General features: G+C 67.5%; 25 protein-coding genes and 1 pseudogene. 17 read left to right on the top strand and 9 right to left on the bottom strand.

The features are described from left to right. Window positions 1-105: 105 nt before the first annotated feature. On the bottom strand, window positions 106-1197 hold the full coding sequence (locus Q331_RS0108490; RefSeq protein ID WP_026380332.1) for a TRAP transporter substrate-binding protein: 1092 nt from the start codon (window positions 1195-1197) through the stop codon (window positions 106-108). 181 nt (window positions 1198-1378) lie between these two features. Here Q331_RS0108490 and Q331_RS0108485 point away from each other — a divergent pair, with 181 nt between their 5' ends. Continuing rightward, entirely contained in the window at window positions 1379-2152 is a 774-nt protein-coding gene (locus tag Q331_RS0108485; RefSeq protein WP_026380331.1) for a gamma-glutamyl-gamma-aminobutyrate hydrolase family protein, read from the top strand. 23 nt (window positions 2153-2175) lie between these two features. Here Q331_RS0108485 and Q331_RS0108480 read toward each other — a convergent pair whose 3' ends face one another. Together Q331_RS0108480 and Q331_RS0108475 are read right to left on the bottom strand one after the other, a co-directional pair. After that, the gene (locus tag Q331_RS0108480) at window positions 2176-3144 is read right to left on the bottom strand and encodes a nickel/cobalt transporter (protein ID WP_245615558.1); all 969 of its coding nucleotides are present in this window, start codon (window positions 3142-3144) and stop codon (window positions 2176-2178) included. 44 nt (window positions 3145-3188) lie between these two features. Next, window positions 3189-3872 carry a DUF1007 family protein gene (locus Q331_RS0108475; RefSeq protein ID WP_051630852.1) on the bottom strand — a complete coding sequence of 228 codons (684 nt, stop codon included), beginning with the start codon at window positions 3870-3872 and terminating at the stop codon, window positions 3189-3191. A gap of 237 nt (window positions 3873-4109) precedes the next feature. Between Q331_RS0108475 and Q331_RS0108470 the strand changes: the two genes are divergently transcribed. Continuing rightward, window positions 4110-5189, top strand: coding sequence for a Leu/Phe/Val dehydrogenase (locus Q331_RS0108470; protein WP_034491558.1), 1080 nt, complete (start codon window positions 4110-4112; stop codon window positions 5187-5189). Window positions 5190-5218: 29 nt separating this feature from the next. Here the strand turns inward: Q331_RS0108470 and Q331_RS0108465 are convergent, their stop codons facing one another. The 3 genes from Q331_RS0108465 to Q331_RS0108455 form a co-directional block, all read right to left on the bottom strand. Beyond that, window positions 5219-6127 carry a LysR family transcriptional regulator gene (locus Q331_RS0108465; protein WP_026380327.1) on the bottom strand — a complete coding sequence of 303 codons (909 nt, stop codon included), beginning with the start codon at window positions 6125-6127 and terminating at the stop codon, window positions 5219-5221. After that, complete coding sequence (locus tag Q331_RS0108460; protein WP_245615564.1) at window positions 6127-7083, bottom strand: NAD(P)/FAD-dependent oxidoreductase; 957 nt, start codon at window positions 7081-7083, stop codon at window positions 6127-6129. The genes Q331_RS0108465 and Q331_RS0108460 overlap by 1 nt, the downstream gene beginning before the upstream one ends. Window positions 7084-7154: 71 nt before the next feature. After that, complete coding sequence (locus Q331_RS0108455; protein ID WP_026380325.1) at window positions 7155-7949, bottom strand: creatininase family protein; 795 nt, start codon at window positions 7947-7949, stop codon at window positions 7155-7157. Window positions 7950-8107: 158 nt separating this feature from the next. Between Q331_RS0108455 and Q331_RS0108450 the strand changes: the two genes are divergently transcribed. Both Q331_RS0108450 and gluQRS read left to right on the top strand, forming a co-directional pair. Then, complete coding sequence (locus Q331_RS0108450) at window positions 8108-9037, top strand: DMT family transporter (protein ID WP_051630850.1); 930 nt, start codon at window positions 8108-8110, stop codon at window positions 9035-9037. After that, a complete protein-coding gene (gene gluQRS, locus Q331_RS0108445) occupies window positions 9024-9917 on the top strand; it encodes a tRNA glutamyl-Q(34) synthetase GluQRS (protein WP_026380323.1) in 894 nt (297 codons plus the stop codon). Before Q331_RS0108450 ends, gluQRS begins: the two co-directional genes overlap by 14 nt. Here the strand turns inward: gluQRS and Q331_RS0108440 are convergent. Beyond that, window positions 9910-10866 carry an AEC family transporter gene (locus tag Q331_RS0108440; protein ID WP_026380322.1) on the bottom strand — a complete coding sequence of 319 codons (957 nt, stop codon included), beginning with the start codon at window positions 10864-10866 and terminating at the stop codon, window positions 9910-9912. The two genes, gluQRS and Q331_RS0108440, sit on opposite strands and share 8 nt — an antisense overlap. A 144-nt stretch (window positions 10867-11010) precedes the next feature. Between Q331_RS0108440 and Q331_RS0108435 the strand changes: the two genes are divergently transcribed. From Q331_RS0108435 to Q331_RS20655, 5 genes and pseudogenes are all read left to right on the top strand, one after another. Continuing rightward, window positions 11011-11838: an SDR family oxidoreductase gene (locus Q331_RS0108435; RefSeq protein WP_026380321.1), complete on the top strand. Its 828-nt coding sequence runs from the start codon at window positions 11011-11013 to the stop codon at window positions 11836-11838. Between the two features lie 109 nt (window positions 11839-11947). Beyond that, window positions 11948-12127, top strand: coding sequence for a twin transmembrane helix small protein (locus tag Q331_RS0108430; protein WP_026380320.1), 180 nt, complete (start codon window positions 11948-11950; stop codon window positions 12125-12127). Window positions 12128-12282: 155 nt separating this feature from the next. Next, window positions 12283-12891, top strand: a complete 609-nt coding sequence (locus Q331_RS0108425) for an acyloxyacyl hydrolase (protein ID WP_034491556.1) — start codon at window positions 12283-12285, stop codon at window positions 12889-12891. Window positions 12892-12983: 92 nt separating this feature from the next. Further along, window positions 12984-13519, top strand: a pseudogene (locus Q331_RS20660) (cob(I)yrinic acid a,c-diamide adenosyltransferase). A gap of 23 nt (window positions 13520-13542) precedes the next feature. Then, window positions 13543-14262 (top strand): rhomboid family intramembrane serine protease, encoded by a 720-nt coding sequence (locus Q331_RS20655; RefSeq protein WP_034491555.1) that lies wholly within the window; start codon window positions 13543-13545, stop codon window positions 14260-14262. 5 nt (window positions 14263-14267) lie between these two features. On the opposite strand, the gene msrA is transcribed toward Q331_RS20655, so the two are convergent. Further along, the gene (msrA, locus tag Q331_RS0108410; protein WP_210164927.1) at window positions 14268-14978 is read right to left on the bottom strand and encodes a peptide-methionine (S)-S-oxide reductase MsrA; all 711 of its coding nucleotides are present in this window, start codon (window positions 14976-14978) and stop codon (window positions 14268-14270) included. A 214-nt stretch (window positions 14979-15192) separates the two neighbouring features. Here msrA and Q331_RS0108405 point away from each other — a divergent pair, with 214 nt between their 5' ends. The 8 genes from Q331_RS0108405 to sdhA all read left to right on the top strand — a co-directional run bounded on the left by Q331_RS0108405 (window position 15193) and on the right by sdhA (window position 21810). After that, window positions 15193-15942: an electron transfer flavoprotein subunit beta/FixA family protein gene (locus Q331_RS0108405; protein ID WP_026380317.1), complete on the top strand. Its 750-nt coding sequence runs from the start codon at window positions 15193-15195 to the stop codon at window positions 15940-15942. 17 nt (window positions 15943-15959) lie between these two features. Then, on the top strand, window positions 15960-16904 hold the full coding sequence (locus Q331_RS0108400; RefSeq protein WP_026380316.1) for an electron transfer flavoprotein subunit alpha/FixB family protein: 945 nt from the start codon (window positions 15960-15962) through the stop codon (window positions 16902-16904). 154 nt (window positions 16905-17058) lie between these two features. Then, complete coding sequence (locus tag Q331_RS0108395) at window positions 17059-17940, top strand: 3-hydroxybutyryl-CoA dehydrogenase (RefSeq protein ID WP_026380315.1); 882 nt, start codon at window positions 17059-17061, stop codon at window positions 17938-17940. Window positions 17941-17971: 31 nt separating this feature from the next. After that, window positions 17972-18859 carry an HpcH/HpaI aldolase/citrate lyase family protein gene (locus tag Q331_RS0108390; protein WP_026380314.1) on the top strand — a complete coding sequence of 296 codons (888 nt, stop codon included), beginning with the start codon at window positions 17972-17974 and terminating at the stop codon, window positions 18857-18859. After that, on the top strand, window positions 18856-19074 hold the full coding sequence (locus Q331_RS0108385) for a DUF1737 domain-containing protein (protein WP_026380313.1): 219 nt from the start codon (window positions 18856-18858) through the stop codon (window positions 19072-19074). The genes Q331_RS0108390 and Q331_RS0108385 overlap by 4 nt, the downstream gene beginning before the upstream one ends. Before the next feature lie 95 nt (window positions 19075-19169). Beyond that, entirely contained in the window at window positions 19170-19565 is a 396-nt protein-coding gene (gene sdhC / locus Q331_RS0108380; protein ID WP_026380312.1) for a succinate dehydrogenase, cytochrome b556 subunit, read from the top strand. Window positions 19566-19574: 9 nt separating this feature from the next. After that, on the top strand, window positions 19575-19952 hold the full coding sequence (sdhD, locus tag Q331_RS0108375; RefSeq protein WP_026380311.1) for a succinate dehydrogenase, hydrophobic membrane anchor protein: 378 nt from the start codon (window positions 19575-19577) through the stop codon (window positions 19950-19952). 1 nt (window position 19953) lies between these two features. Next, a complete protein-coding gene (sdhA, locus tag Q331_RS0108370) occupies window positions 19954-21810 on the top strand; it encodes a succinate dehydrogenase flavoprotein subunit (protein ID WP_026380310.1) in 1857 nt (618 codons plus the stop codon). 80 nt (window positions 21811-21890) lie between these two features. On the opposite strand, the gene Q331_RS0108365 is transcribed toward sdhA, so the two are convergent. After that, the gene (locus Q331_RS0108365) at window positions 21891-22676 is read right to left on the bottom strand and encodes an SDR family NAD(P)-dependent oxidoreductase (protein ID WP_026380309.1); all 786 of its coding nucleotides are present in this window, start codon (window positions 22674-22676) and stop codon (window positions 21891-21893) included. Between the last annotated feature and the right edge of the window lie 68 nt (window positions 22677-22744).

Below are 22744 nucleotides of genomic sequence, written 5' to 3'. Positions count from 1 at the left end.
CTCTACCGATGGCAAGACGCCGCCGGCCAAGAAACGGGGCGGGGCTTGCCCGCCCCCAAAGGGCATGGAGGAGGCCGCCGGCGTGCAGGACCGGCCCGCCATGCCTCAGCTGAACGGGGTCAAGGCCCGCTTATTGGCGTAAGTCTGGTCCGAGAGGCGCGTCCACTCGATCGCCTTCTGGCGAAAATCGAGGAAGGATTCATAGACCTTCTTCGTCAGCGGATCGGCATCGCCCGCCGAGGCGAGTACATCCTTCGCCGCCTCGCCGAACTGGCGGTAGATATCGTCGGAGAACTCCACCAGCTCCACCCCGTGCTCGTTGACGAGCGTGTCCAGCGCCTGCGTGTTGTTGGCGTTGAAATCAGCAAGCGTGTTGTTGTTCACGGCGAGCGCCACCGCCCGCATCAGCTGCTGGTCGCTTTCCGAAAGATTGTCCCAGACCTGGCGCGAGATACCGAAGCTCAGCATCGAGCCCGGCTCGTGGAAGCCCGGATAGTGGTAGTTCTTCACCACCTTGTAGAGGCCGAAGGCGAGGTCGTTCCAGGGCCCCACCCATTCGGTGGCGTCGATCGTGCCGGCCTGCAGGGCGGGAAGGATCTCCGCACCGGCGAGCGTGACGGAGGTGCCGCCGAGCGCGTTGATGACGTCGCCGCCAAGGCCCGGAATGCGCATCTTGAGGCCCTTGAAGTCGTCGATCGTCTCCATCTTTTTCTTGAACCAGCCACCCATCTGAGCGCCGGAATTGCCGCCGGAAAGATGCTTGATGCCGAACTCGCCGCCGACCTCGTCCCACAGCTCCTGGCCGCCGCCGAACTGAACCCAGGCATCGATCTCGGCGGGCGTGAAGCCGAAGGGAACGGCGCAGAAGAAGGAATAGCCGGTCAGCTTGCCCTGATAGTAGTAATCGGCCGAATGGTACATTTCTGCCGTGCCTTCCTGCACGGCATCGTTGCATTTGAGAGGCGGCACCAGCTCACCGCCACCGAAGACCTTGACGGTGATGCGCCCGTCCGTCGCCTTGCCGATAATCTCGGCGAATTTCTCAGGCGCCGTGCCGAGACCGGGGAAGTTCTTTGGCCAGGAGGTGACGCATTTAAGCTCCATCCGGCTCTGCGACAGAGCAGGCGTCGCCAAGGTCGATGCGGCAGCCGCGCCGCCGGCGAGACCGGCAGTCTTCAGAAAGGAACGACGATCCATTCTACTCCTCCCTCTTGGGTTTTTATGACGGAAAAGCTTGCATGTTCTCAAATGCCTGTCTAGCGCCCCGATGGGCTGAGAAACGCCCGTTGCGAGGCTCTCGACAAGCGCCCCGAAAAGAGCCAAGGGAGCTGGGAAAGAGGGCTGACTTTTTCCTCAACCGAGCGCTAGGATGACCGGCATGCGTGCCCGAGGAACTCCCCTAATTCTGGTAACCGCCGACGTCCGGCCGGGTGACAACTACGAGTGGCACGCCGCCGCCGAGACCTATCTGCGCGCCGTCACCAGCATCGGCGCCCTGCCGCTCATCCTGCCGTCCATGGCCGACCGCATCGATTTCGACGCGGCGGTGGAGGCGGCCGACGGCGTTCTCGTCACCGGCTCGCACTCCAACATCCACCCGCGGCGCTACGGACGCGCGGCGGAGGCCAAGCACGAGCCTTTCGACGGCCAGCGCGATGCCACGACGCTGCCGCTCATCCGGCTACTCTTGCAGCGCGGCGTGCCGCTCCTGGCGGTCTGCCGCGGCTTTCAGGAACTCAACGTGGCGCTCGGTGGCTCGCTTGTGGCCGAGATCCACGAGGTGGAGGGCCGCGCCGACCATCGCTCGCCGCAGAGCGAGGATCAGGATACCCGTTTCGGCCTCGCCCACGAGGTGAGCTTCCGCGAGGGCAGCCGCCTGCGCGACATCGTCGGCCGCGACACCATCCGGGTGAATTCCCTGCACCGCCAGGGCGTCGAGCATCTCGGCCGCGGCCTCGTCGTGGAGGCGACGGCCGAGGACGGGACCATCGAGGCGGTGCGCGTCGCCGAGGCGGCGAGCTTCGCCTTCGGCGTACAATGGCATCCCGAATACTGGGCCGAGAGCGATCCGCCCTCGCGCGCCATCTTCGCCGCCTTCGCCGAGGCGGCCCGCCATCGCCAGGCGCTGCGCCTCGGCATCGCCGCCGAATAGCGCATCCTCCAACAGCGCCTCTTTCAGGCGAGCGCGCCGGCCAGCATCGTCGCCCCGAACAGCGTGATGAAGAGCGCCCCGAGCCATTCCAGCGCCGGCATCAGGAGATAGCCGGCGCCGTGGCCGGAGGCGGCCAGCCGGCCCGCGAGACCCTTCGCCCCGACCGCCAGCGCCGCCAGCGCGGCGACCGTCAGCCCGGTGCCGAGCGCCATTAAGAAGGTCGCCGCGATTCCGGCCCAGAAGATGCCCTGCGACAGGGCGAAGACCAGGACGATGAGCGCTCCCGTGCACGGCCGCAGCCCGACCGAGAGGATCGCGCCGAACGCCGCCTTCCAGCCGCCCCACTCCAGCGTCTTCGCATCGGGCAGATGGGCGTGGCCGCAGCACGATCCATGCGCGTGATGATGCCCGTCCTCGCCATGCTGCGCGCCATCGCCCGCCTCAACGCTCGCCGCCGCGCCGAGCGAGGCCGGACGGGCGGCTGGAAAGAGGCGCGCCAGGAAGGGGCGCGACTTGCGAAACAGCAGGAAAACGCCGAGCGCCAGGATGAGCGCGTAGCTGCCGATCTCCAGAAGCCGCGCCGTATCGGTGATGGCGAAGCTGGTGAGGCCGAGAAGCGCGGCCATCACGGCAATGAGGGCAATTGCGGTCAGCGCCTGCACGAAGGCGGCGGCGAAGGCGATGAGGACGCCGCGCCTGGCCGTGCGCTCATGTGCCAGAAGGTAGGAGGAGATCACCACCTTGCCGTGGCCGGGACCGGCCGCATGCACGATGCCGTAGAGAAAGGAGACGCCGCCGAGCCAGAAGAAGGCGCGCCCGTCTTCGCGCAGCGCCGCAAGACCCGCCGTCAGCTCGCGGTAGAAGCGCTGCTGCAGCGCCGCGATCTGCGGAATGAGGCCCGGCCCGCCCTGCTCCGGCAGGCCGACGCCGAAGGGCGAGGTCGCCGCCGCGGCGAATTGGGGCAGAAAGAGGAGCGCAAGCGCCCCTGCCACCAGCGCCGATCCGAAAACGGCCGGAGCGATCGGACGCGCGCCCCTTACCGGCATTCAATCCTCGCGGAGTTCTCCGTACCGATGGTGAGCGCCTTCAGCTCCGCCGGCAGCTCGCGCTGGTCGACGCCGATGGTCGCCAGCATCGCCGCCGCGCTGGCATCCGGCTCCTCGCCGAGCGTCACGGTGAGCTGGCAGGCCTCCGGCGCCTCCACCAGCCGCACCGCCTCCTCCGAGGGCAGCGAGAAGGCGACGAAATATTCCGGGTCGTAGACGTCCAGGACGACCGGCGCCTGCGCGGCGAGCGGCTCCTTCAGCGGCAAGGTGAAATGCAGGATGAGCCGATCGCCGTCCGGCTGCAGCCAGTAATCCTCCGGCTGGCCGAGCTCCACCGGCTCGCCGCCGGCGGTCAGGTCGGTGAAATAGTCGAATTCGGCGAGCGAGGAGACGTTGACCTCCGCCAACGGCTTCAGTTCGCCTGCCGTCATCCGCCCGTCGCCGTCCGTATCGAGGCCCTGCGTGGCATAGGCGGAGAACGCCGCGTCGAAACGCCAATGGTGGCGCAGGGCGATAATCCGCCCTTCCTCGTCGAAGGCGACTTCCGAGGCGACGTCGACCCAGACATGCGGATGCGCGCTCGCCGGAGATGCCATGATACCCGCCAAGCCGCATGCCATGCCCATCGCGCCGAGAAGGCGCGCCATCCTTGCAACGAAGAGGCCGTCCGTCATGCCAAGCCGCTTCCTCATCCAGCCCGCGGTCGCCCGTTTGCCTGTCGCACATCCCAAGCCCGGCGGGCCGCCTCTTTCTTTCCCGCCAAAGTGCGGCATGATCGCGGCGGAAGAATTTTTCGCCGGCCGGGCAAGCGGAGAAAAATCGCTGGCCGCTCGCCACGGCATCGTCGCTTTCGCGACCGAATCTTCTTATCGGAGCGTCTTATCTCAGGAGGCAACGCAAAGGAGCCTGTCATGCAACTGCGCCACCTTGCCGCGCCCGAGCTTGAAGACCACCCCGCCTACGATCGCCACCAGGAGGTCGTGCGCGTGGAGGACACCGCGACCGGCCTTTGCGCCTTCATCGCCATTCACGACACCAGCCTCGGCGCCGCGCTCGGCGGCTGCCGGGTATGGCGCTACGCCGACGAGGCGGAGGCGCTGACCGACGCGCTGCGCCTGTCGCGCGGCATGACCTACAAGAACGCCCTCGCCGGGCTTGATCTCGGCGGCGGCAAGGCCGTCATCGCCCTTGGCCCCGAGACCTCGCCCGCGCCGGCGCTCTTCCGCAAGTTCGGCGAGGCCGTGGAGGCGCTCGGCGGACGCTATATCACCGCCGAGGATGTCGGCACCTCGCCGGCCGACATGCAGGCCGTCGCCGAGGCGACGACGCATGTGCGCGGCACGCCCGGCTCGCGCGTGGAAGATCCCTCCCCCTTCACCGCGCTTGGCGTCTTTCACGGCATTCTCGCCGCCGCCGAGCACCGTTTCGGCGCCCGCGACCTGGCTGGACTGACGGCGAGCGTCCAGGGTCTCGGCCATGTCGGCTGGCGCGTCGCGGAGATGCTGTCGCGGGCCGGCGCCGAGCTTCTCGTTTCCGACATCGACCGTGCCCGCCTCGACAAGGCCGTCAGCGCATGGGACGCGGCGGCGGTGGCGCCGCAGGAGGCGCATCGGGCCCGCGCCGACATCTTCGTGCCCTGCGCCCTCGGCGCCGGGCTGAACGCCACCACCATTCCGCAGATCCGCGCCGCCATCGTCGCCGGCGCCGCCAACAACCAGCTCGCCGGGCCGCAGGACGCTTCGCGCCTTGCCGAGCGAGGCATTCTTTATGCGCCCGACTATGCCATCAATGCCGGCGGCGTCATCGCCATCGCGCTTGCCGGCAAGCGCGGCTCCGCCCAGGCGGTCACCGAGAAGGTGGAGGCGATCGGCGCCACCTTGGCGGCGATCTTCGCGCGCGCCGCCGAGGAGGGCGCGACGACGGCCGCCATCGCCGACCGGCTCGCCGAGGAGCGTCTTGCCACCGCCAGGCGCCGCTCGCAGGCGGCCTAAACAGCGCTAAAGGCTTCCGAGATAAGGCTCTAATAGCTGCGGCCGGCGGCCCGCTCGCCCTCGAACCAGGCCGCCATATGATCGATGAAGGCGCGCAGCTTCGCCGGCATGCGCTCGCGATGCGGATAGAGCGCGTAGACGCCCAGATCGTCGATTTCGTATTCCTCAAGCAGCGGCACGATCCGCCCCGCCTCCACCTCCGCGCGCATGCTCACCCAGGGCGCCCGCCCGAAGCCGAGCCCCGCCCGCACCGCCGTCACGATGGCGGCCGGGGAATTGGCCGTGAGCCTTCCTGAGACGGAGACGTACTGGCGCTTGCCCTCGGCGCTGAACGGCCATTGATGGCGCGAGACGAGATTGGTGTCGATGATGCAGGGCAGCGCCGAAAGCTCGCCCGGATGCTCCGGTCGTCCGTGCCGGGCAATCGTCGCCGGCGAGGCTCCGACCGCGACGCGGAAAGGCGCCAGCTTGCGGGCGATAAAGCTGGAATCGGCGAGGCTGGCGATACGGATCGCCACGTCGAAGCGCTCCTCGACGAGATCGACGAAACGCTCCTCCAGGCTAAGCTCCATATCGATATCGGGATATGCGGCGAGAAAGGCCATCACCGCGCGGCCAAGATCGAGGTCGCCGATGGCGCGTGGGATGGAAACGCGCAGCCGTCCGCGCGGCGCCACATGCGTCGCCTCGACCTTCTCGCGCAACGCCCCGATGCGCTGCAGGATGAGGCGCGCCTCGTCATAGGCCGCTTCGCCGGCCTCCGTCAGCGACAGGTTGCGCGTCGTGCGCGACAGGAGCCGGGCGCCGAGTTCCTCCTCCAGCTCCGAGACGTATTTCGACATCAGCGCCTTGGAACGCCCTTCCGAGCGCGCCGCCGCCGAAAAGCCGCCCGCCTCCACCACCGCGACGAAGGCCTGAAGGCGGGTCAGCGTGTCCATCAGGCGGCAAGCCCGGCCGACACGGCATCCGCCGCCGCCACGCCGGAAAGGAAGGCCGCTTCCAGCCGCGCCCCGAGGCACCAGTCACCGCAGGCGACGAGCCGCCCGCGCCCACCGGTAAGACAGGCCTCGCCGAGCGGCCTGTCCACCCGCGCGTGAGGATAGCGCAGGATTTTCGCCGAGATCGGCGCCGGCAGCGCCTCGCTCGCCTGATCGGCGAGAAGCTTCATGAGCCGCGCCGTCGCCGCCTCGTCCGATTGCTGCATGAGCTCTTGCGAGACATCGCCATCGCCATGCACGATCCAAATTTCGCCCTCGTCTTGCCAGGCGCGCCCGGCCCGCGATCGGTTGCGCGCCGCCGCCGCGATCCCCGGCATGCCGGCCAGATACTCCGCCGCGATCGGCAAGGCGGCGCCGAAGGAAAAGAGGCCCGAAAGCGTCGGTCGCATCTGCACCTCGGCGATCCTCTCAAAGGGCCTGCCATGGGCCTTGAGGAGCGGCTCCGCCCCCGGCGCGGCGATCGCCACGATCACCGCGTCGAACGGGCCGAGGGGCCCGGCCCCCTCGCTCTGCAGGATATAGCCTTCGCTGGCATGACCGATCCGTTCCACCGTCAGGCCGGTGCGGATGTCGAGGCCGTCGGCGCAATATTCGGCGAGCGCGCTCATCGTCGGAAGGCCGATCAGCCAGGGCTCGTCGTCGGGCTTGCCCCGCGGCGCCCATCCGGTGGCGCGGCCGGCGAAGACCGCCGCCTGCATGAAGTCCTTGAAGGCCGGCTCGCGCGCCGTGGCGTAGAGCGGCCCGGCATCGACGGCCAGCCCCGCCAGCGTCTCGCTCGCCAGCCTGCCGCCCGGCCTTGCCTCCTTCTCCAGAATGACGACCTCGCGGCCCGCCTCTGCGAGACGGCGGCCGGCGGCCAGCCCGGCCATGCCGGCCCCGATAATGGCGATGGGCATCTCGCGCACGCGCCCCTCCTCAGATTTCCCGCAGTTGAAACAAAGCCGCGCTCCCGCGTAAAGCGCGCCGCCTATTTTGCCGCCACAAGATCGCCAGGCGCGGCGCCGGAGAGCTCGTCGATGAGCCCGGCGAGCCCCAACGCCTGATGGCGGGCGATCGCCGCGCCGGCCTCCGCGCTTGCCGCCGCCGCGTCGCCGACGGCGCCGGCTGGGTTGAGATCCTCCGCCAGCCAGCCATAGCCGACGGGCCCATGGGCGCGCAGATGCCGGTGGCGCCGCACCAGCTCCTCCTGACGCGAGGCGAAGCGGCGGAGCGCCTCGCGCCGCACCAGAGCGGGCTGAAGATGGAGCATCAGCGAGGTCTCCACGAAGCCGCCGTGGATGCCCCAGGAGCGCTCCGCATCGTCCGCGAGCGCCTCCGGCAGGCCGAAGCGGGCAAGGCTGGTGGCAACGGCCACCAGGCCGTAGCGGGCTCTGAGCTCCAGCGCGGCGGCGCTGACAGCGGGATTGTTGCCGCCATGCGAGGACAGGAGAAGGAGCTTCTTCAGGCCGCTTGCCGCCACGCCGCCGCCGAGAGCGACGATGACGTCGATGAGCCTGGCCGCCGAAAACGAAAGCGTGCCGGGAAAGGAACGGTGTTCCAGCGAGGCGCCGACGGCCAGCGTCGGCATCAAGACAGCTTCCGTCTGCGGCGAGATAAGCTTTGCCGCCTCCGCGACGATGCCTTCGGCGATCATCGTATCGGTGCCCGTCGGCAGATGCGGCCCGTGCTGCTCCGTCGCGCCGAGCGGCAGCACCGCCACGCCGCGCATTCCGTCCAAAGCCCCGATCCCGGGGCTGGTCAGCTCGGCCCAGCGACGCAGCATCCGATTGGCTCCTTTCCTGGCCTTGCCACAGGCCGGCATGTGAAGAGGAAAGCGGGCGCCGGCGCAACGCCTTTATCGCGCCGGCATCGCCCGGGCGGGCGGCGAAGACGGCCGCGAACCGTCAAAGCGCTTGCCTTCGCCTCCAAGGCGGCCTTTCCATGACGAGGATGACATCTCTTTCCCCGGCCTCCGCCGCCGACGAGCTGCGGCAGCGGCTTCGCGCTCTCGGCCTCATCCTTCTCGCCTTCTTCTGCTTCGCCTGTCTCGACACGACGGCGAAGTATCTGAGCGCCGAACTCTCATCGGCCCAGATCGTCTGGATGCGGTTTTTCACCCATCTTCTCTTCGCCATCGCCCTGCTGCGGCCCTGGCGGGCATGGCCGCGCCACCTGCCCCGCAAACGGCCCTTGCAGATCGCCCGCGGGCTGCTCCTCCTGGCGACGACCACGCTCAACTTCATCGCCGTGCGCTATCTGCAGCTCGCCGAGACCTCCTCCATCTTCTTTCTCGCCCCCTTCATCGTCACCGCCCTTGCCGGCCCGCTGCTCGGCGAATGGGCGGGCCCGCGGCGCTGGGCGGCCATCCTCATCGGCTTTGTCGGCGCGCTCTTCATCATCCGGCCGGTGCCCGGCGCCTTTCAGCCGGCGATGCTGATCTCGCTCGCCGCCACCGCCTCTTATGCCTTCTACGTACTCTTGACGCGCCTCCTCGCGGGCCGCGAGACGGCGGAGAGCATGATCATCCTGCCGGCGGCGATCGCCTCGCTCGCCATGCTGCCGCCGGGGCTCGCTATGTGGGAGGAGGTCCCCGGCGCCTTCGCCTGGCTCCTGCTGCTCTCCACCGGCATTTTCGGCGGCATCGGCCATTGGTTTCTCATCAAGGCGCACGAACTGGCGCCGGCGCCGGTGCTGGCGCCCTTCGTCTACACCCAGCTTATCTGGATGGCCGGCCTCGGCTTCATCGTCTTTGGCGACGTGCCGCATGAGACGACGGCTCTGGGCGCGGCCATCATCGTGGCGAGCGGCCTTTATCTCCTCTACCGCGAGCGTCGCGCCGGCAGGGAGGTGAAGCTCGATGCCGGCGTCTGAGACGGCACCACCGGTCCTGCGTTTCGCGCCGAGCCCCAACGGCTATCTGCATCTCGGCCACGCCTATAGCGCCCTTTCCAACGAAGCGGCGGCACGGCGCCTTGGCGGCCGCCTTTACCTGCGCATGGAGGATACCGACCCGACCCGCGCCCGCGCCGCCTTCGCAACGGCGATCCTGGAGGACCTTGCCTGGCTTTGCATCGCCTTTGAGGAAAAGGTGCTCTTTCAGAGCGAGCGGCTTGCCGCCTATGCGGCTGCGCTCGGCGAGCTTGAGCGTCTCGGCCTTGTCTATCCCGCTTTCCTCAGCCGCTCGGAAATCGCCGCCAAGGTGGCGGCGAGCGAGGCCGGCGGAAAGCCCTGGCCGCGCGATCCGGACGGCGCCCCGCTCTATCCGGGGCCGGAGCGCGACTGGCCTCAGAGCCGCCGGCGCCGGGAGATGACGGGCGGCAGGCCCTATGCGCTCCGCCTCGACATGCGCCGCGCCACGGCCGGAGCGCCGCCGCTCTCCTGGCGCGAGACGGACCCGTTTTCCGGCACCTGCCAGACGATCGCCGCCGATCCCGGCCTATGGGGCGACGTCGTCCTTGCCCGCAAGGAGGTGAGGACGAGCTACCATCTCGCCGTCACCGTCGACGACGCCTTTCAGGGCGTCACCCATATCGTGCGCGGCATGGACCTGAAGCCCGCAACCGCGGTGCACCGTCTGTTGCAGCACCTTCTCGCCCTGCCGGAGCCAAGCTACCACCATCACCGTCTCATCCTCGACGAGGAGGGCAGGAAGCTGGCGAAATCGGCCGGCGCCACGGCGCTGCGCGACCTGCGCGCCGCCGGCCGCAAGCCTGGGGAGATCCGCGCCGCGCTCGGCTTTGCCCTCAGCTGACGGCCTCCACGACGAGCAGCCAGAAGCTGACGGTGGCGACGCCCGCGGCGGTGGAGATGAGGATGGCGTTGGAGGCGAGCGCCTCGCCGGTGCCGAATCGGTTGGCGATGAGGAAGGCGTTGACCCCCGTCGGACAGGCCGCCACCAGCACCATCGCCGCCCCTGCCACCGGCGACAGCCCGGCGAATTGGGCGATGACGAGCACGACGGCCGGCATGAACAAAAGCTTCAACCCCGCCAAAATCGCCGCGGCCGGGATGTTGCGGGCGATGCCGTAGCGGGCAAGGCCCGTGCCGCAGGCAAACAGCGCCAGCGGTCCCGCCACGTCGGCGAGGCTGTCGACGAGCCGGCCCGCCAGCGCCGGGATCGGCAGCGACAGGAGATGCCAGGCACCGCCGGCGAGGATGCCGATGATGATCGGATGGCGCAGAAGGTCGAGAAGGAAGCGGCGCGCCATCGCCACCCGCCCGACGCTTTCGTCCGCCAGCCCGTCGCGCCGGCGCGCCCAGGCGTTGAGGACGAGGCTCGCCGCCATCATCACCGGCAGATGCACCGAGACGAGGAGGAGGACGGCGACCATGCCTGGCTCGCCATAGGTGGCTCGCACCAGCGGAATGCCGATGAGGACGGTATTGGCAAAACCCGCCGACACGCCGGCGACGACGCCGGAGCGCGCATCGCGCCCGAACAGGCGGCGTATCAGGATATGGCCGGCGGTCCAGGTGAACACGACGCCGGCGAAATAGGCCGAAAGCAGGCGCCACGGATCGAGCCCGGCGAAATCGGCGCGCGCCAGCGTGCGGAAGAGAAGCAGCGGGATGGCGATGGTGAAGACGAAATCGGCGAGCGCGTCGCCCGTTTGCTGCGACAAAAGCCTCGTTCGCGCGGCCAAATAGCCGATGCCGATGAGGCCGAAGATCGATAGGACGATGAAGACGGTGTCTGACATGGCGGGTGCGCTTTTCGCCTGGCTCTTTCGCATAGGCCGCCGGGCACATGCCACACAATGGCTTGATCGCGGGCTTGATTGCGAGGCGCGAAGCGGCAAGGAAGGGCCGCCCCTAGGACCATGATCCGCCCAAAGAGCCACGCCATGACCCGTTCCATCCTCATTACCGGCTGCTCGTCCGGCATCGGCCGGCACTGCGCGCTCGCCATGGCGAGGCGCGGCTGGCAGGTCTTCGCCACGGCGCGGCGCGACGAGGATGTGGAGGCTCTGCGCGAGGAAGGGCTGCGCGCCCTCTATCTCGACTATACCGACGAGGACACCATCGCCTCCGCGCTCGCCGCCGTTCTGATGACCACCAACGGGCGCCTCGACGCGCTCTTCAACAATGGCGGCTATTCCCAGCCTGGCGCCATCGAGGACCTTTCCGGCGCGGCCCTGCGCGAGCAATTCGAGACGAATTTCTTCGGCTGGCACGAGCTGACACGCCGGGTCGTTCCGGTGATGCGCCGTCAGGCAAGCGGGCGCATCGTCATGAACTCTTCGGTTCTCGGCCTTTTGCCGCTCGGCTTCCGCGGCGCCTACAACGCCTCAAAGTTCGCCGTGGAGGCCTATAGCGACACCTTGCGCATCGAGCTTGCCGGCACCGGCATCAAGGTGGTCACCATCCAGCCCGGACCGATCGAATCGAAGATCGCGGAGAACGCCATCAAGGCCTTCCACCGCCACATCGAGGCGGAGAAGTCGGTCCACCGCGCCTATTACGAGCGACGCCTGGCGGCGCTTGAGACGGGCGGCAATACCGTCGGCCAGCTCGGTCCGGAGGCCGTCATGAAGGTGTTGGTGAAGGCCTGCGAGAGCTCCAGGCCGCGCACCCATTACATGGTCACCAAGCAGACGAAGATCGCCCATCTCGGCCGCCGCCTGCTGCCGCGCCGCGTGCTGAACCGCCTCGCCATCCGCATGACCTCCTAGGTCGCAAGGGTGCAGGCCCACCGCCATACCCTCAGTCCGAGATCGGTTTGCGTCGCGCCCTTTGCTGTCGTAAGCGGAAAGGCCCTGGCGCGCAGAAAGGCAGGAACCCATGGAATATCTCGGTATCGTCGCCGTTCTTGCGGTCCTCGTGGTTCTCGTCCTGGGCTTGTGGAACATGATGCGCGGTGGCGGCCCCAATCGCTCCCAAAGCCTGATGCGCTGGCGCGTCGGCCTGCAATTCCTTGCCATCATCGTGCTGATGGCCGGCCTGTGGATCGCCACCGGGTAGAACCTGCAAGGGCCCGCCGCCGGGCACCGGCCATCGTGCCCGATCGGCAACAATGCGGCAGAAATACACCACCTGAGACGACGCGTTTCCCCCGCCCGCGTTGCCCCGTCCGGCTTTGGCCGCTACAGGAGCAAGATTGCAGGACGGGGCGAATAATGCTGAAAAAATGGTTCTTCCTCGGGCTCGCCGCGGCCCTTAGCCCGGCTTCCTCCTGGGCCGCCGATCTGCCCGCCCCGAGCCCTGAAATCGTCTACAGCCCCGAACCTGTCGCCGCCCGCCCCTTCATCGAGGAAATCCGCCTCGGCCCGAGCGGGTTCGTCGACGAGCGTCCGCGCGTGCGCAACGCGGAGAAGGGCGTCTTCATCAATGGCGAGCTGATCTTCGCCAATCCGATAAGGCCCTTCGACAACCGCGTCCTCGATTTCGTCCTGCGCCCGCGACCGCATCTCGGCGCCACGGTCTCCACCACCGGCGGCACCAGCCAGGCCTATGCCGGCCTCACCTGGGACCTTTACGTCACCGACCGGATTTTCCTGGAAGGCACCTTCGGTGGCACCGTGCACAATGGCGGCACCAGCTCCACCGCGCCCACCGGCCCGCGCCTCGGTTGCTCGCTGCTCTTCCGCGAGAGCGCCGGCATCGGCTTCGCCTTTACCCGCAACTTCCTCGCCATGGCCTTTATCGACCATTCCTCCAATGCCGGGCTGTGCAAGGACAATGACGGCCTCACCCATGCCGGAGTGAAGGTCGGCTATCGTTTCTGAGCCTTCTTTGCCCCCTTCGACCCGCCGGCCCCTCGCTTCAGCCGGGGGCATCGCCCTATAGTCGCCACGCAAACTAGACGAGCGGAGGCTTGATGGTCGTTCTCAACAAGATCTACACCAAGACCGGCGATGACGGCACGACCGCGCTCGGCACCGGCGAGCGCCGTCCCAAGGACGATTTGCGCGTGGAGGCCTACGGCACCGTGGACGAGGCGAACGCCGCCATCGGCCTTGCCCGCGCGCATCTCGATCTCGCGCTTGGCGAGCCAGTGGCCCAGCTCGACGCCATGCTGGCGCGCATCCAGAACGATCTCTTCGACCTCGGCGCCGACCTTGCCAGCCCCGACGAGGGCGGCGAACTCGACTACGAGCCGTTGCGCATCGTGCCGAGCCAGGTGGAGCGGCTGGAGCGCGACATCGACCGCTTGAACGGCGAGCTTCAGCCCCTGCGCTCCTTCGTTCTGCCCGGCGGCTCGCCGTGGGGCTCGCAAGCCGCGAGCCGGAGAAGGTCGGCGGCCCGGCCCTGCACTACCTCAACCGCCTCTCCGACTTCCTCTTCGTCGCCAGCCGCTGGGTGAACGGCAAGGGCGAGGCGGATGTGCTGTGGGTTCCGGGCCGCAACAGGTGAGAGCTTTCTAGAGGCGCGTTTCGGTGTTCCTGCCGCTCCACGACGACAACCCGCTCGCCCATGTGGCGCGGCCTTATGTCAATGTCGCGCTGATCCTGTTCACCACCGCGATCTTCTTCCTCACCGGCGGCTTCGACCTTCAGCTGGTGGAGGCGAACGCGCTTTCCTTCGGCCTCATTCCCTCCGTCGTCAACGATATCGCCGAGCTGCCGCCGCGCTTCATCGTCATCCCCGAAGACCTCAGCTATCTCACCTACGCCTTCCTGCACGGCAACATCGTGCATCTCGGCGGCAACATGCTGTTCCTCTGGGTCTTCGGCGACAATATCGAGGATGCGCTCGGGCATCTGCGCTATCTTCTCTTCTATCTCCTCGGCGCCGCCGGCGCGGGCTATATCTACACGCTCTCCGATCCGGCCTCGCAATCGCCGCTGATCGGCGCCTCCGGCGCCGTGGCGGCGGTGGTCGGCGCCTACCTCGTCCTGCATCCGAAGGTGAAATTGTGGGTCCTGGCCTTCGGCCGCATCCCGCTGCGCCTTCGCGCCTATTGGGTTCTTGGCGCCTGGATCCTCTTCCAGCTCGGCAATCTCCTCATGGCCACGCCCGAAACCGCCGACATCGCCTGGTGGGCGCATATCGGCGGCTTCGCCATCGGCGCCGCTCTCGTCGTGCCGCTGCGCCGGCGCGGCGTGCCGCTCTTCGACCGGGGCCTGCCGGAAGGCCAGCCACCGGCCGGAAGCTGATCGCCTCAGCTCTGCGGAATGCCGCGCATGTAATCCTCGCCCCAGAGCTCTTTCAGACGCGCGTCGCGCCGGCAGCCTTCCCGATAGCCCTTATAGGCATAGGCCTTGGTCACGTAGCCGAAGCGCGACAGGATGCGCTCCTCGCTGCGATAGTAATTCTGATGGTAATCCTCGGCCGGCCAGAAGGTGTCCGCCATCTCGATCGTCGTCGCCACCTCTTGGCCGAGCTTTTCGGAGATCGCCCCCTTGGAAGCCTTCGCCTGTTCCAGCTGCTCCTCGTTCACCGCGAAAATGCCGGTCGTGTAGCTCTCGCCGCGATCGCAGAACTGCCCGCCTGCATCGACCGGATCGACGGAATGCCAGAAGGCCTCCAGAAGCTCTTCGTAGGAGACGACGGCAGGATCGTAGGTGATCTCCACCGCCTCCTTGTGGCCGGTGCCGCCGGAGACGACCTGCCGGTAGCTCGGATTGTCGACATTGCCGCCGATATAACCCGAAATCGTCTCCTGCACGCCCGGCACCTTGTCGAAATCGGCCTCCACGCACCAGAAGCAACCGCCGGCGAAGATCGCCTTGGCGAGATCGCCTGAAGCTTCGCCCGCCTTGTCCTGCGCGGTGGCTCCCGTGACGGTAAGTGCGAGCACAAACGCCGCGCCACAGGCTGCGAGCGCCATGCCGAACCGCACCGATATCCTGCTCGCCAATATCCTATTCATTGCCATATCCTTTTCCTCCCGGGATCCGCCCGACGTGACCGTTGTCTGCGATATGGCATCTCTGCACGCACCTGCGAGGTGGCTCACACCGGTTTGAGCCTGTGTGTGCGCATGCGCCTTTCCGTTACGGCATCGGCCGGTCTCTGGTTTTGCGCCTCTTGCCAGCGCCGAATGGCGAGGCTAACCGAGAGCCCGACTTTGCGGAGAATGCCCTATGAAACTTCTCGTCCCGGTCAAACGGGTCCTCGATTACAACGTCAAGGCGCGCGTCAAGGCCGACGGCTCCGGCGTCGATCTTGCCAATGTGAAGATGTCCATGAACCCCTTCGACGAGATCGCCGTTGAGGAAGCTATCCGCTTGAAGGAGGCGGGCAGTGCCGAGGAAATCGTCGTCGTTTCCGTGGGCCCGACCGCCTCGCAGGAGACCATCCGCACCGCGCTTGCGATGGGCGCCGATCGCGGCATCCTGGTGGAGGCCGATCAGGGCACGGAGCCGCTCGCCGTCGCCAAGATCCTGAAAGCCATCGTGGAGGCCGAATCCCCCGGCCTCGTCATCATGGGCAAGCAGGCGATCGACGACGATTGCAACCAGACCGGCCAGATGCTCGCCGCCCTTCTGGGCTGGTCGCAGGGCACCTTCCTGAAAGAACTGAAGCTGGAAGAGGGCAAGGCCGAGGTCACCCGCGAGGTCGATGGCGGCCTGCAATCGATCTCCATCGCCCTGCCGGCCGTCGTCACCGCCGATCTGCGCCTCAATCAGCCCCGCTACGCTTCGCTGCCCAACATCATGAAGGCCAAGAAGAAACCCATCGACATGAAGAAGGTCGAGGATTTCGGCGTCGACGCCGCGCCGCGGCTGAAGGTGCTTGAGACGCGCGAGCCGGCCGGGCGGCAGGCAGGCGTCAAGGTCGGCTCGGTCGCCGAACTCGTCGACAAACTGAAGAACGAAGCCGGCGTGCTCTGAAGAGGATCGCAGAAAACATGACCATCCTTCTTGTTGCCGAACACGACAACCAGAGCCTCAACGAGGCGACGGCCAAGACCCTTTCAGCGGCCAAGGCGATCGGCGGCGATATCGACATCCTCGTTGCCGGCAAGAACGCCCGTCCCGCCGCCGAGGCGGCCGCCGGGCTTGCCGGCGTGCGCAAGGTTCTGCTGGCCGAGAGCGAGGCTTTGGAGCATCGCCTCGCCGAGCCGCTCGCCGCCCTCATCGTCTCGCTTGCCGAGGGCTACGACGTCCTCATCGCGCCGGCGACGACCGACGGCAAGAACGTCATGCCGCGCGTCGCCGCGCTTATGGACGTCATGCAGGTCTCCGACATTCTGGAGGTGGTGGAGCCGGACACCTACCGCCGGCCGATCTACGCCGGCAACGCCATCCAGACGGTGCAATCTGGCGACGCCAAGAAGGTGATCACCGTGCGCACGGCCTCCTTCGCCGCCGCCGAAGCGGGCGGCTCGGCCGCCATCGAGGCCGTGGAGGCTCCGGCCGATCCCGGCCTGTCGAGTTATCTCGGCGCCAAGATCCACGAGAGCGAACGCCCCGAGCTCGCCGCCGCCAAGGTCATCATTTCCGGCGGCCGCGCTCTCGGCTCCAAGGAGAAGTTCGACGAGGTGATGCTGCCCATCGCCGACAAGCTCGGTGCCGCCGTCGGCGCCAGCCGCGCCGCCGTCGATGCCGGCTATGCGCCGAACGACTGGCAGGTCGGCCAGACCGGCAAGATCGTCGCCCCCGATCTTTACATCGCCTGCGGCATCTCCGGCGCCATCCAGCATCTCGCCGGGATGAAGGATTCCAAGGTGATCGTGGCCATCAACAAGGACGAGGAGGCGCCGATCTTCCAGGTCGCCGATTACGGCCTCGTCGCCGACCTCTTCACCGCCCTGCCGGAGCTTTCCGCCGAGCTCGACAAGCAGGCCGGCTGAATGCGCGTTTCCGGCGCGGCAACATGGTCCGCGCCGGGAGCGATTTTGTTGCGCCGCACGCTTCCCCTTTTCCCGCGCCTGCTCAATACTCTAGAACCCGTGGCAGCACGCATCGACAGATGCGATCGGCACCGCGCGTGAAGAGAGAAATTGTATGGCGGATGAGATTAAGACGGTCGGCGTGGTAGGCGCGGGACAGATGGGCTCCGGCATCGCCCATGTCTGCGCCCTTTCGGGCTACAAGGTCATCCTCAACGACATTTCGGAGGATCGGCTGAAGGCGTCCCTCGCCACCGTGGAGGGCAACCTTGCACGCCAGGTCGCCTCCGGCCGCATCAGCGACGAAGACCGCAAAGAGGCGCTGGCGCGTATCAACGCCACTCTGGGGCTGGAGAAACTGGCCGAGGCCGACCTCGTCATCGAATCGGCGACCGAGGACGAGACCGTCAAGCGCAAGATCTACGCCGAGCTTTGCCCGATCCTCGATCCGGAGACGCTGCTCGCCACCAATACCTCCTCCATCTCCATCACCCGGCTCGCCTCCGCCACCGACCGGCCCGAACGCTTCATGGGCATCCATTTCATGAACCCGGTGCCGGTCATGGAGGTGGTGGAGCTGGTACGCGGCATCGCCACGGAGGACACCACCTTTACGAAGGCGAAGACGTTCGTCACCTCGCTCGGCAAGGTGGTGGCGGTGGCGGAGGATTTTCCCGCCTTCATGGTCAACCGCATCCTCATGCCGATGATCAACGAGGCGATCTACACCCTCTATGAGGGCGTCGGCACCGTCGACGCCATCGACACGGCGATGCGTCTTGGCGCCCATCATCCCATGGGCCCCTTGCAGCTCGCCGATTTCGTCGGCCTCGATACCTGCCTGTCGATCATGCAGATGCTCTATGAGGGCCTCGCCGATTCCAAATACCGGCCATGCCCGCTCCTGGTGAAATACGTCGAGGCCGGCTGGCTTGGCCGCAAGACCGGCCGCGGCTTCTACGATTATCGCGGCGAGACGCCGGTGCCGACCCGCTGAGATCGGGCCGCGCCGACACCCCGCAACCTCCGTGCCAGAAACCTCTCATCCGCCCCGCCTGTCCCGCTCGCTCCTCTATGTCCCCGCCGACAAGGAGCGCGCCCTGGCCAAGGCGCCGACCCTTGTCGCCGACGGCTTCATCCTCGATCTGGAGGACGCCGTAGCGCCACAGGCCAAGGAGGCCGCGCGCGAACATCTGCGCGCCGCGCTCGCCGGGCCGTCCGACAAGCCGCGCATCGTGCGCATCAACGCCCTCGGCAGCGAATGGGGGACGGAGGATCTTCTCGCCGCGCTCGCCGCCAAAGCCCAAGACATCCTCCTGCCCAAGGTGGAGGGGCCCCAGACCCTTCTTGCCCTCGCCTCGGCGCTGGAGGAGGCGGACGCGCTGCCACGCATGCGCATCTGGGCGATGATCGAGACGCCGATGGCGATCCTCTATCTGCGCGAGATCGCCGCCCTTTCCGGCAAGCTGCCACTCGCCGGCCTCGTCCTCGGCCTCAACGACCTTGCCAAGGAGACCGGTCTCGATCCCTCGCCCGATCGCAGCGAGCTCGTGCCCTGGATGGTATCGGCCGTCGCCGCCGCCAGGGCCTATGGCCTCCTCGCCATCGACGGCGTCTGCAACGTTCTTGCCGATGAGGAGCTTCTGACCGGCGAATGCCGCCAGGCGCGCCGGCTCGGCTTCGACGGCAAGAGCCTCATCCATCCGGCCCAGATCGATACCGCCAACGCCGCCTTCGCCCCGGCGCCGGAGGCTATCGCCGAGGCGGAGGCGATCCGCGCCGCCTTCGCCGATCCCGCCAATGCCGGCAAGGGCGCGCTCGCCGTCAACGGGCGCATGGTGGAGCGGCTGCACCTGGCGACCGCCGAAAGGCTACTTGCGCAAGCCGCGCTAATCGCCGAGAGGGAACGCTCATGAAGCTCTACCGCCTCCTCACCGGCCCCGACGACGCCGCCTTCTGCAAGCGCGTCTCCGCCGCCCTCAACCAGGGCTGGGACCTGCACGGCTCGCCGGCCCTCACCTGGGATCCGCAAGCCAGGCGCGCCGTCTGCGCCCAGGCGATCGTCAAGGAAGTGCCTGGCGACTGGGAGAGCGAAAGCAGTCGCGACGGTTTCTCCCTTTCCGCGCAATGACAACGATCCCAATCCCTTCACGCAATGCAACAAACCGCCAGGCAAGCGTTTGCATTGCGGCATCGGCGCGTTAAGAAGAGCACAAGGAGCGTTCAATGATGCAATCCCCCGCGGACAGGCGGCCGCTCTCGCCCTTCGTCCAGATCTTCCGCTGGCCCATCACGATGGTCGCCTCCATCCTGCATCGCGTCACCGCGATCGCGCTTTACGGCGGCGCCATCCTGTTCGTGTTCTGGCTGGTGGCGCTGGCCTGGGGTCCGGGCGCTTACGACTTCGCCGTGATGCTCTTCGGCTCCTGGCTCGGCTGGCTGGTGCTGTTCGCCTTCACCTGGGTACTGATGCAGCATATCATGGGCGGCATCCGCCATTTCATCTGGGACACGGCGAAGGGCCTCGACAAGCCGGGGATCAACCATCTCGCCTGGGCAAGCATCGTCGGCGGCATCGCCCTTGCTCTCGTTCTCTGGGTCGCCGTTCTTCTCGCCCTATAGAGGCATCTCATGCGCACAATGCTCTCGCAGGTCCGCGGCCTCGGTTCCGCCGGGATAGGCACCGACAGCCATCTCATCCGCCAGCGGATCACCGCCTACGCCAACATTCCTCTCATCGTCGGCGCCATCCTCGTCGTCGTCTCGCTGATCGGCGCCGATTACGAAACGGCGCGCCAGCGCCTGTCCAATCCGCTCGTCGCCGCGCTGCTGGTCGCGCTGATCCTCAACGTCACCATCCATATGCGCCTCGGCATGCAGTCGGTGATTGAGGATTACGTGCATCACGAAGGGCTGAAGGCGGCAAGCTGGATCGCCAACTGGCTCTATACCGCCGGCCTCGCCGTCGTCGGCATTCTTTCCATCCTGATCATCGCCCTGGGAGGCTGACGTGGCGTTCAACGGCCAGAACGGAACCTCAAAGGGCGCGGGCGCGCCGCAACGCGCCCCCGGACAGAACGGCAAGGCCTATCCGCTCGTCGATCACAGCTTCGACGTCGTCGTGGTGGGCGCCGGCGGCGCTGGCCTCAGGGCCGCGCTCGGCGCCGCCGAAGCCGGCCTCAGGACCGCCTGCCTGACGAAGGTCTTCCCCACCCGCTCGCACACCGTGGCGGCGCAGGGCGGCATCTCCGCCGCGCTCGGCAATATGGGCGAGGACGATTGGCGCTGGCACATGTACGACACCGTCAAGGGCTCCGACTGGCTCGGCGACCAGGACGCCATCGAATATCTGTGCCGCAACGCCCCCGACGCCGTCTACGAGCTGGAGCATTGGGGCGTGCCCTTCTCGCGCACCGCCGAAGGCAGGATCTACCAGCGGCCCTTCGGCGGCATGACCACGCATTTCGGCGAGGGCACGGCGCAGCGCACCTGCGCCGCCGCCGACCGCACCGGCCATGCCATGCTGCACACCATGTACGGCCAGGCCCTGAAGCATTCCACGCAGTTCTACATCGAGTATTTCGCCCTCGACCTCATCATGGACGAGGGCCATTGCCGCGGCGTCGTCGCGCTCTGCCTGGAGGACGGCAGCATCCACCGCTTCCGCGCCCACAAGACCATCCTGGCGACGGGCGGCTACGGGCGCACCTATTTCTCCTGCACCTCGGCGCATATCTGCACCGGCGACGGCAACGCCATGGTACTGCGCGCCGGCCTGCCCTTGCAGGACATGGAATTCGTGCAGTTCCACCCGACCGGCATCTACGGCGCCGGCTGCCTCATCACCGAGGGCGCCCGCGGCGAGGGCGGCTATCTCACCAATTCCGAAGGTGAGCGCTTCATGGAGCGCTACGCCCCCTCCGCCAAGGATCTGGCCTCGCGCGATGTCGTCTCGCGCGCCATGACCATCGAGATCCGCGAGGGCCGCGGCATCGGCCGCGAGGGCGACCATATCGAACTGCATCTGGAGCATCTGGAACCGGCGGTGCTGCATGAGCGCCTGCCGGGGATTTCGGAGACGGCGAAGATCTTCTGCGGCGTCGACGTGACCCGCGAGCCGATCCCGGTGCTGCCGACCGTGCATTACAATATGGGCGGCATCCCGACCAATTATCACGGCGAGGTGCTGACCAAGGTCGGCGGCGATCCCGACAGCGTCGTGCCGGGGCTGATGGCGGTCGGCGAGGCGGCCTGCGTTTCCGTCCACGGCGCCAACCGTCTCGGCTCCAATTCCTTGATCGATCTCGTCGTCTTCGGACGCGCCGCCGGCGAGCGCTGCGCCGAGACGGTGCCTGCCGGCGAGCGCCATCCGGAGCTGCCCAAGGATGCCGACGAGATGGCGCTGACCCGTCTCGACCGGGCCCGCTACGCCGATGGCGGCACGCCGACGGCGGCGCTGCGCGCCCGCATGCAGAAGATCATGCAGTCCAACTGCTCCGTCTTCCGCACCGGCGAAGTTCTGGAAGAAGGTAGGACGCTCATCAACGAGCTTTGGCGCGGCGCAGAAGACATCGCCGTCACCGACCGCTCCTTGATCTGGAACACCGATCTCGTCGAGACGCTGGAGTTCCAGAACCTCATCACCCAGGCGGTGGTGACCATGGAATCGGCGGCGAACCGCACCGAAAGCCGCGGCGCCCATGCGCGCGAGGATTATCCCGATCGCGACGACGAGAACTGGATGAAGCACACCCTCGCCTTCGTCGACGAGGCGGCCTACCGCGTCAGCCTCGACGAGCGGCCGGTGCACACCTACACCATGTCGAACGACGTGCCCTATATCGAGCCGAAGCAACGCGTCTACTGACCGGCCCCACGGGCCGGCAGATGGCTGGCAGGCGGCCGCGCCTGCCAGCCCTCCCCGGAGCGACCGCCCCCTTCTACTGCCTATTTCGGCGGCAGGCGTATGGCGCCGTCGAGCCGGACCGATTCGCCGTTCATATAGTCGCTCTCGCAGATGAACTTGACGAGATGGGCGTATTCATCCGCCCGCCCGAGGCGCTTGGGGAAGGGCACGCCGGCGGCCAGCGCCTCCTGCACCTTTTCCGGCATGCCCGAAACCATCGGCGTCATGAACACGCCCGGCTGGATGCAGCAGACGCGGATGCCGAACTCGGTGAGATCGCGCGCCACCGGCAGCGTCATGCCGAGCACGCCGCCCTTGGAAGCGGCGTAGGCCGCCTGGCCGATCTGCCCGTCCGTCGCCGCGACGGAAGCCGTCACCACGATGACGCCGCGCCCCCCATCCTCGGTAATCGGCTTCTCCTCGGCCATGCCCAGGGCCGAATGGCGGATCATCCGATAGGTGCCGAGGAGATTGACCTCCACCACCTTGGAGAAGGATTCCATGTCATGCGTCTTCATCTCGCCGGTCTTGCGGTCGGTGGAGACGGTCTTGCGGCCGATGGCGATACCGGCGCAATTGACCAGGATGCGCTCCACGCCATGCGCCTCGCGCACCTTCGCGATCCCGGCCTTGACGCTGTCCTCGTCGGTCACGTCCACCTTGGCGAAGACGCCTCCGATGTCGCCCGCGGTCAGCTCGCCGCGCTCCTCGTTCATGTCGAGGATGGCCACCCGCACGCCTTCGCGCGCCAGCATGCGCGCCGTGGCTTCGCCGAGGCCGGAGGCGCCGCCGGTGACGATGGCGGCCAGATCGCTGTTCAACTTCATGCTTGGGCTCCCCGCAAATGGTCTCGGCCAAGGCTCATAGCCGGGCCGCGCCGCTTGCGAAAGTCGCC

This window comes from Afifella pfennigii DSM 17143, from assembly GCF_000688515.1.
GTDB classification, from domain to species: domain Bacteria; phylum Pseudomonadota; class Alphaproteobacteria; order Rhizobiales; family Afifellaceae; genus Afifella; species Afifella pfennigii.
Note: the sequence above shows the minus strand (reverse complement) of the source record. Positions and strands in the feature narration are given on the sequence as shown.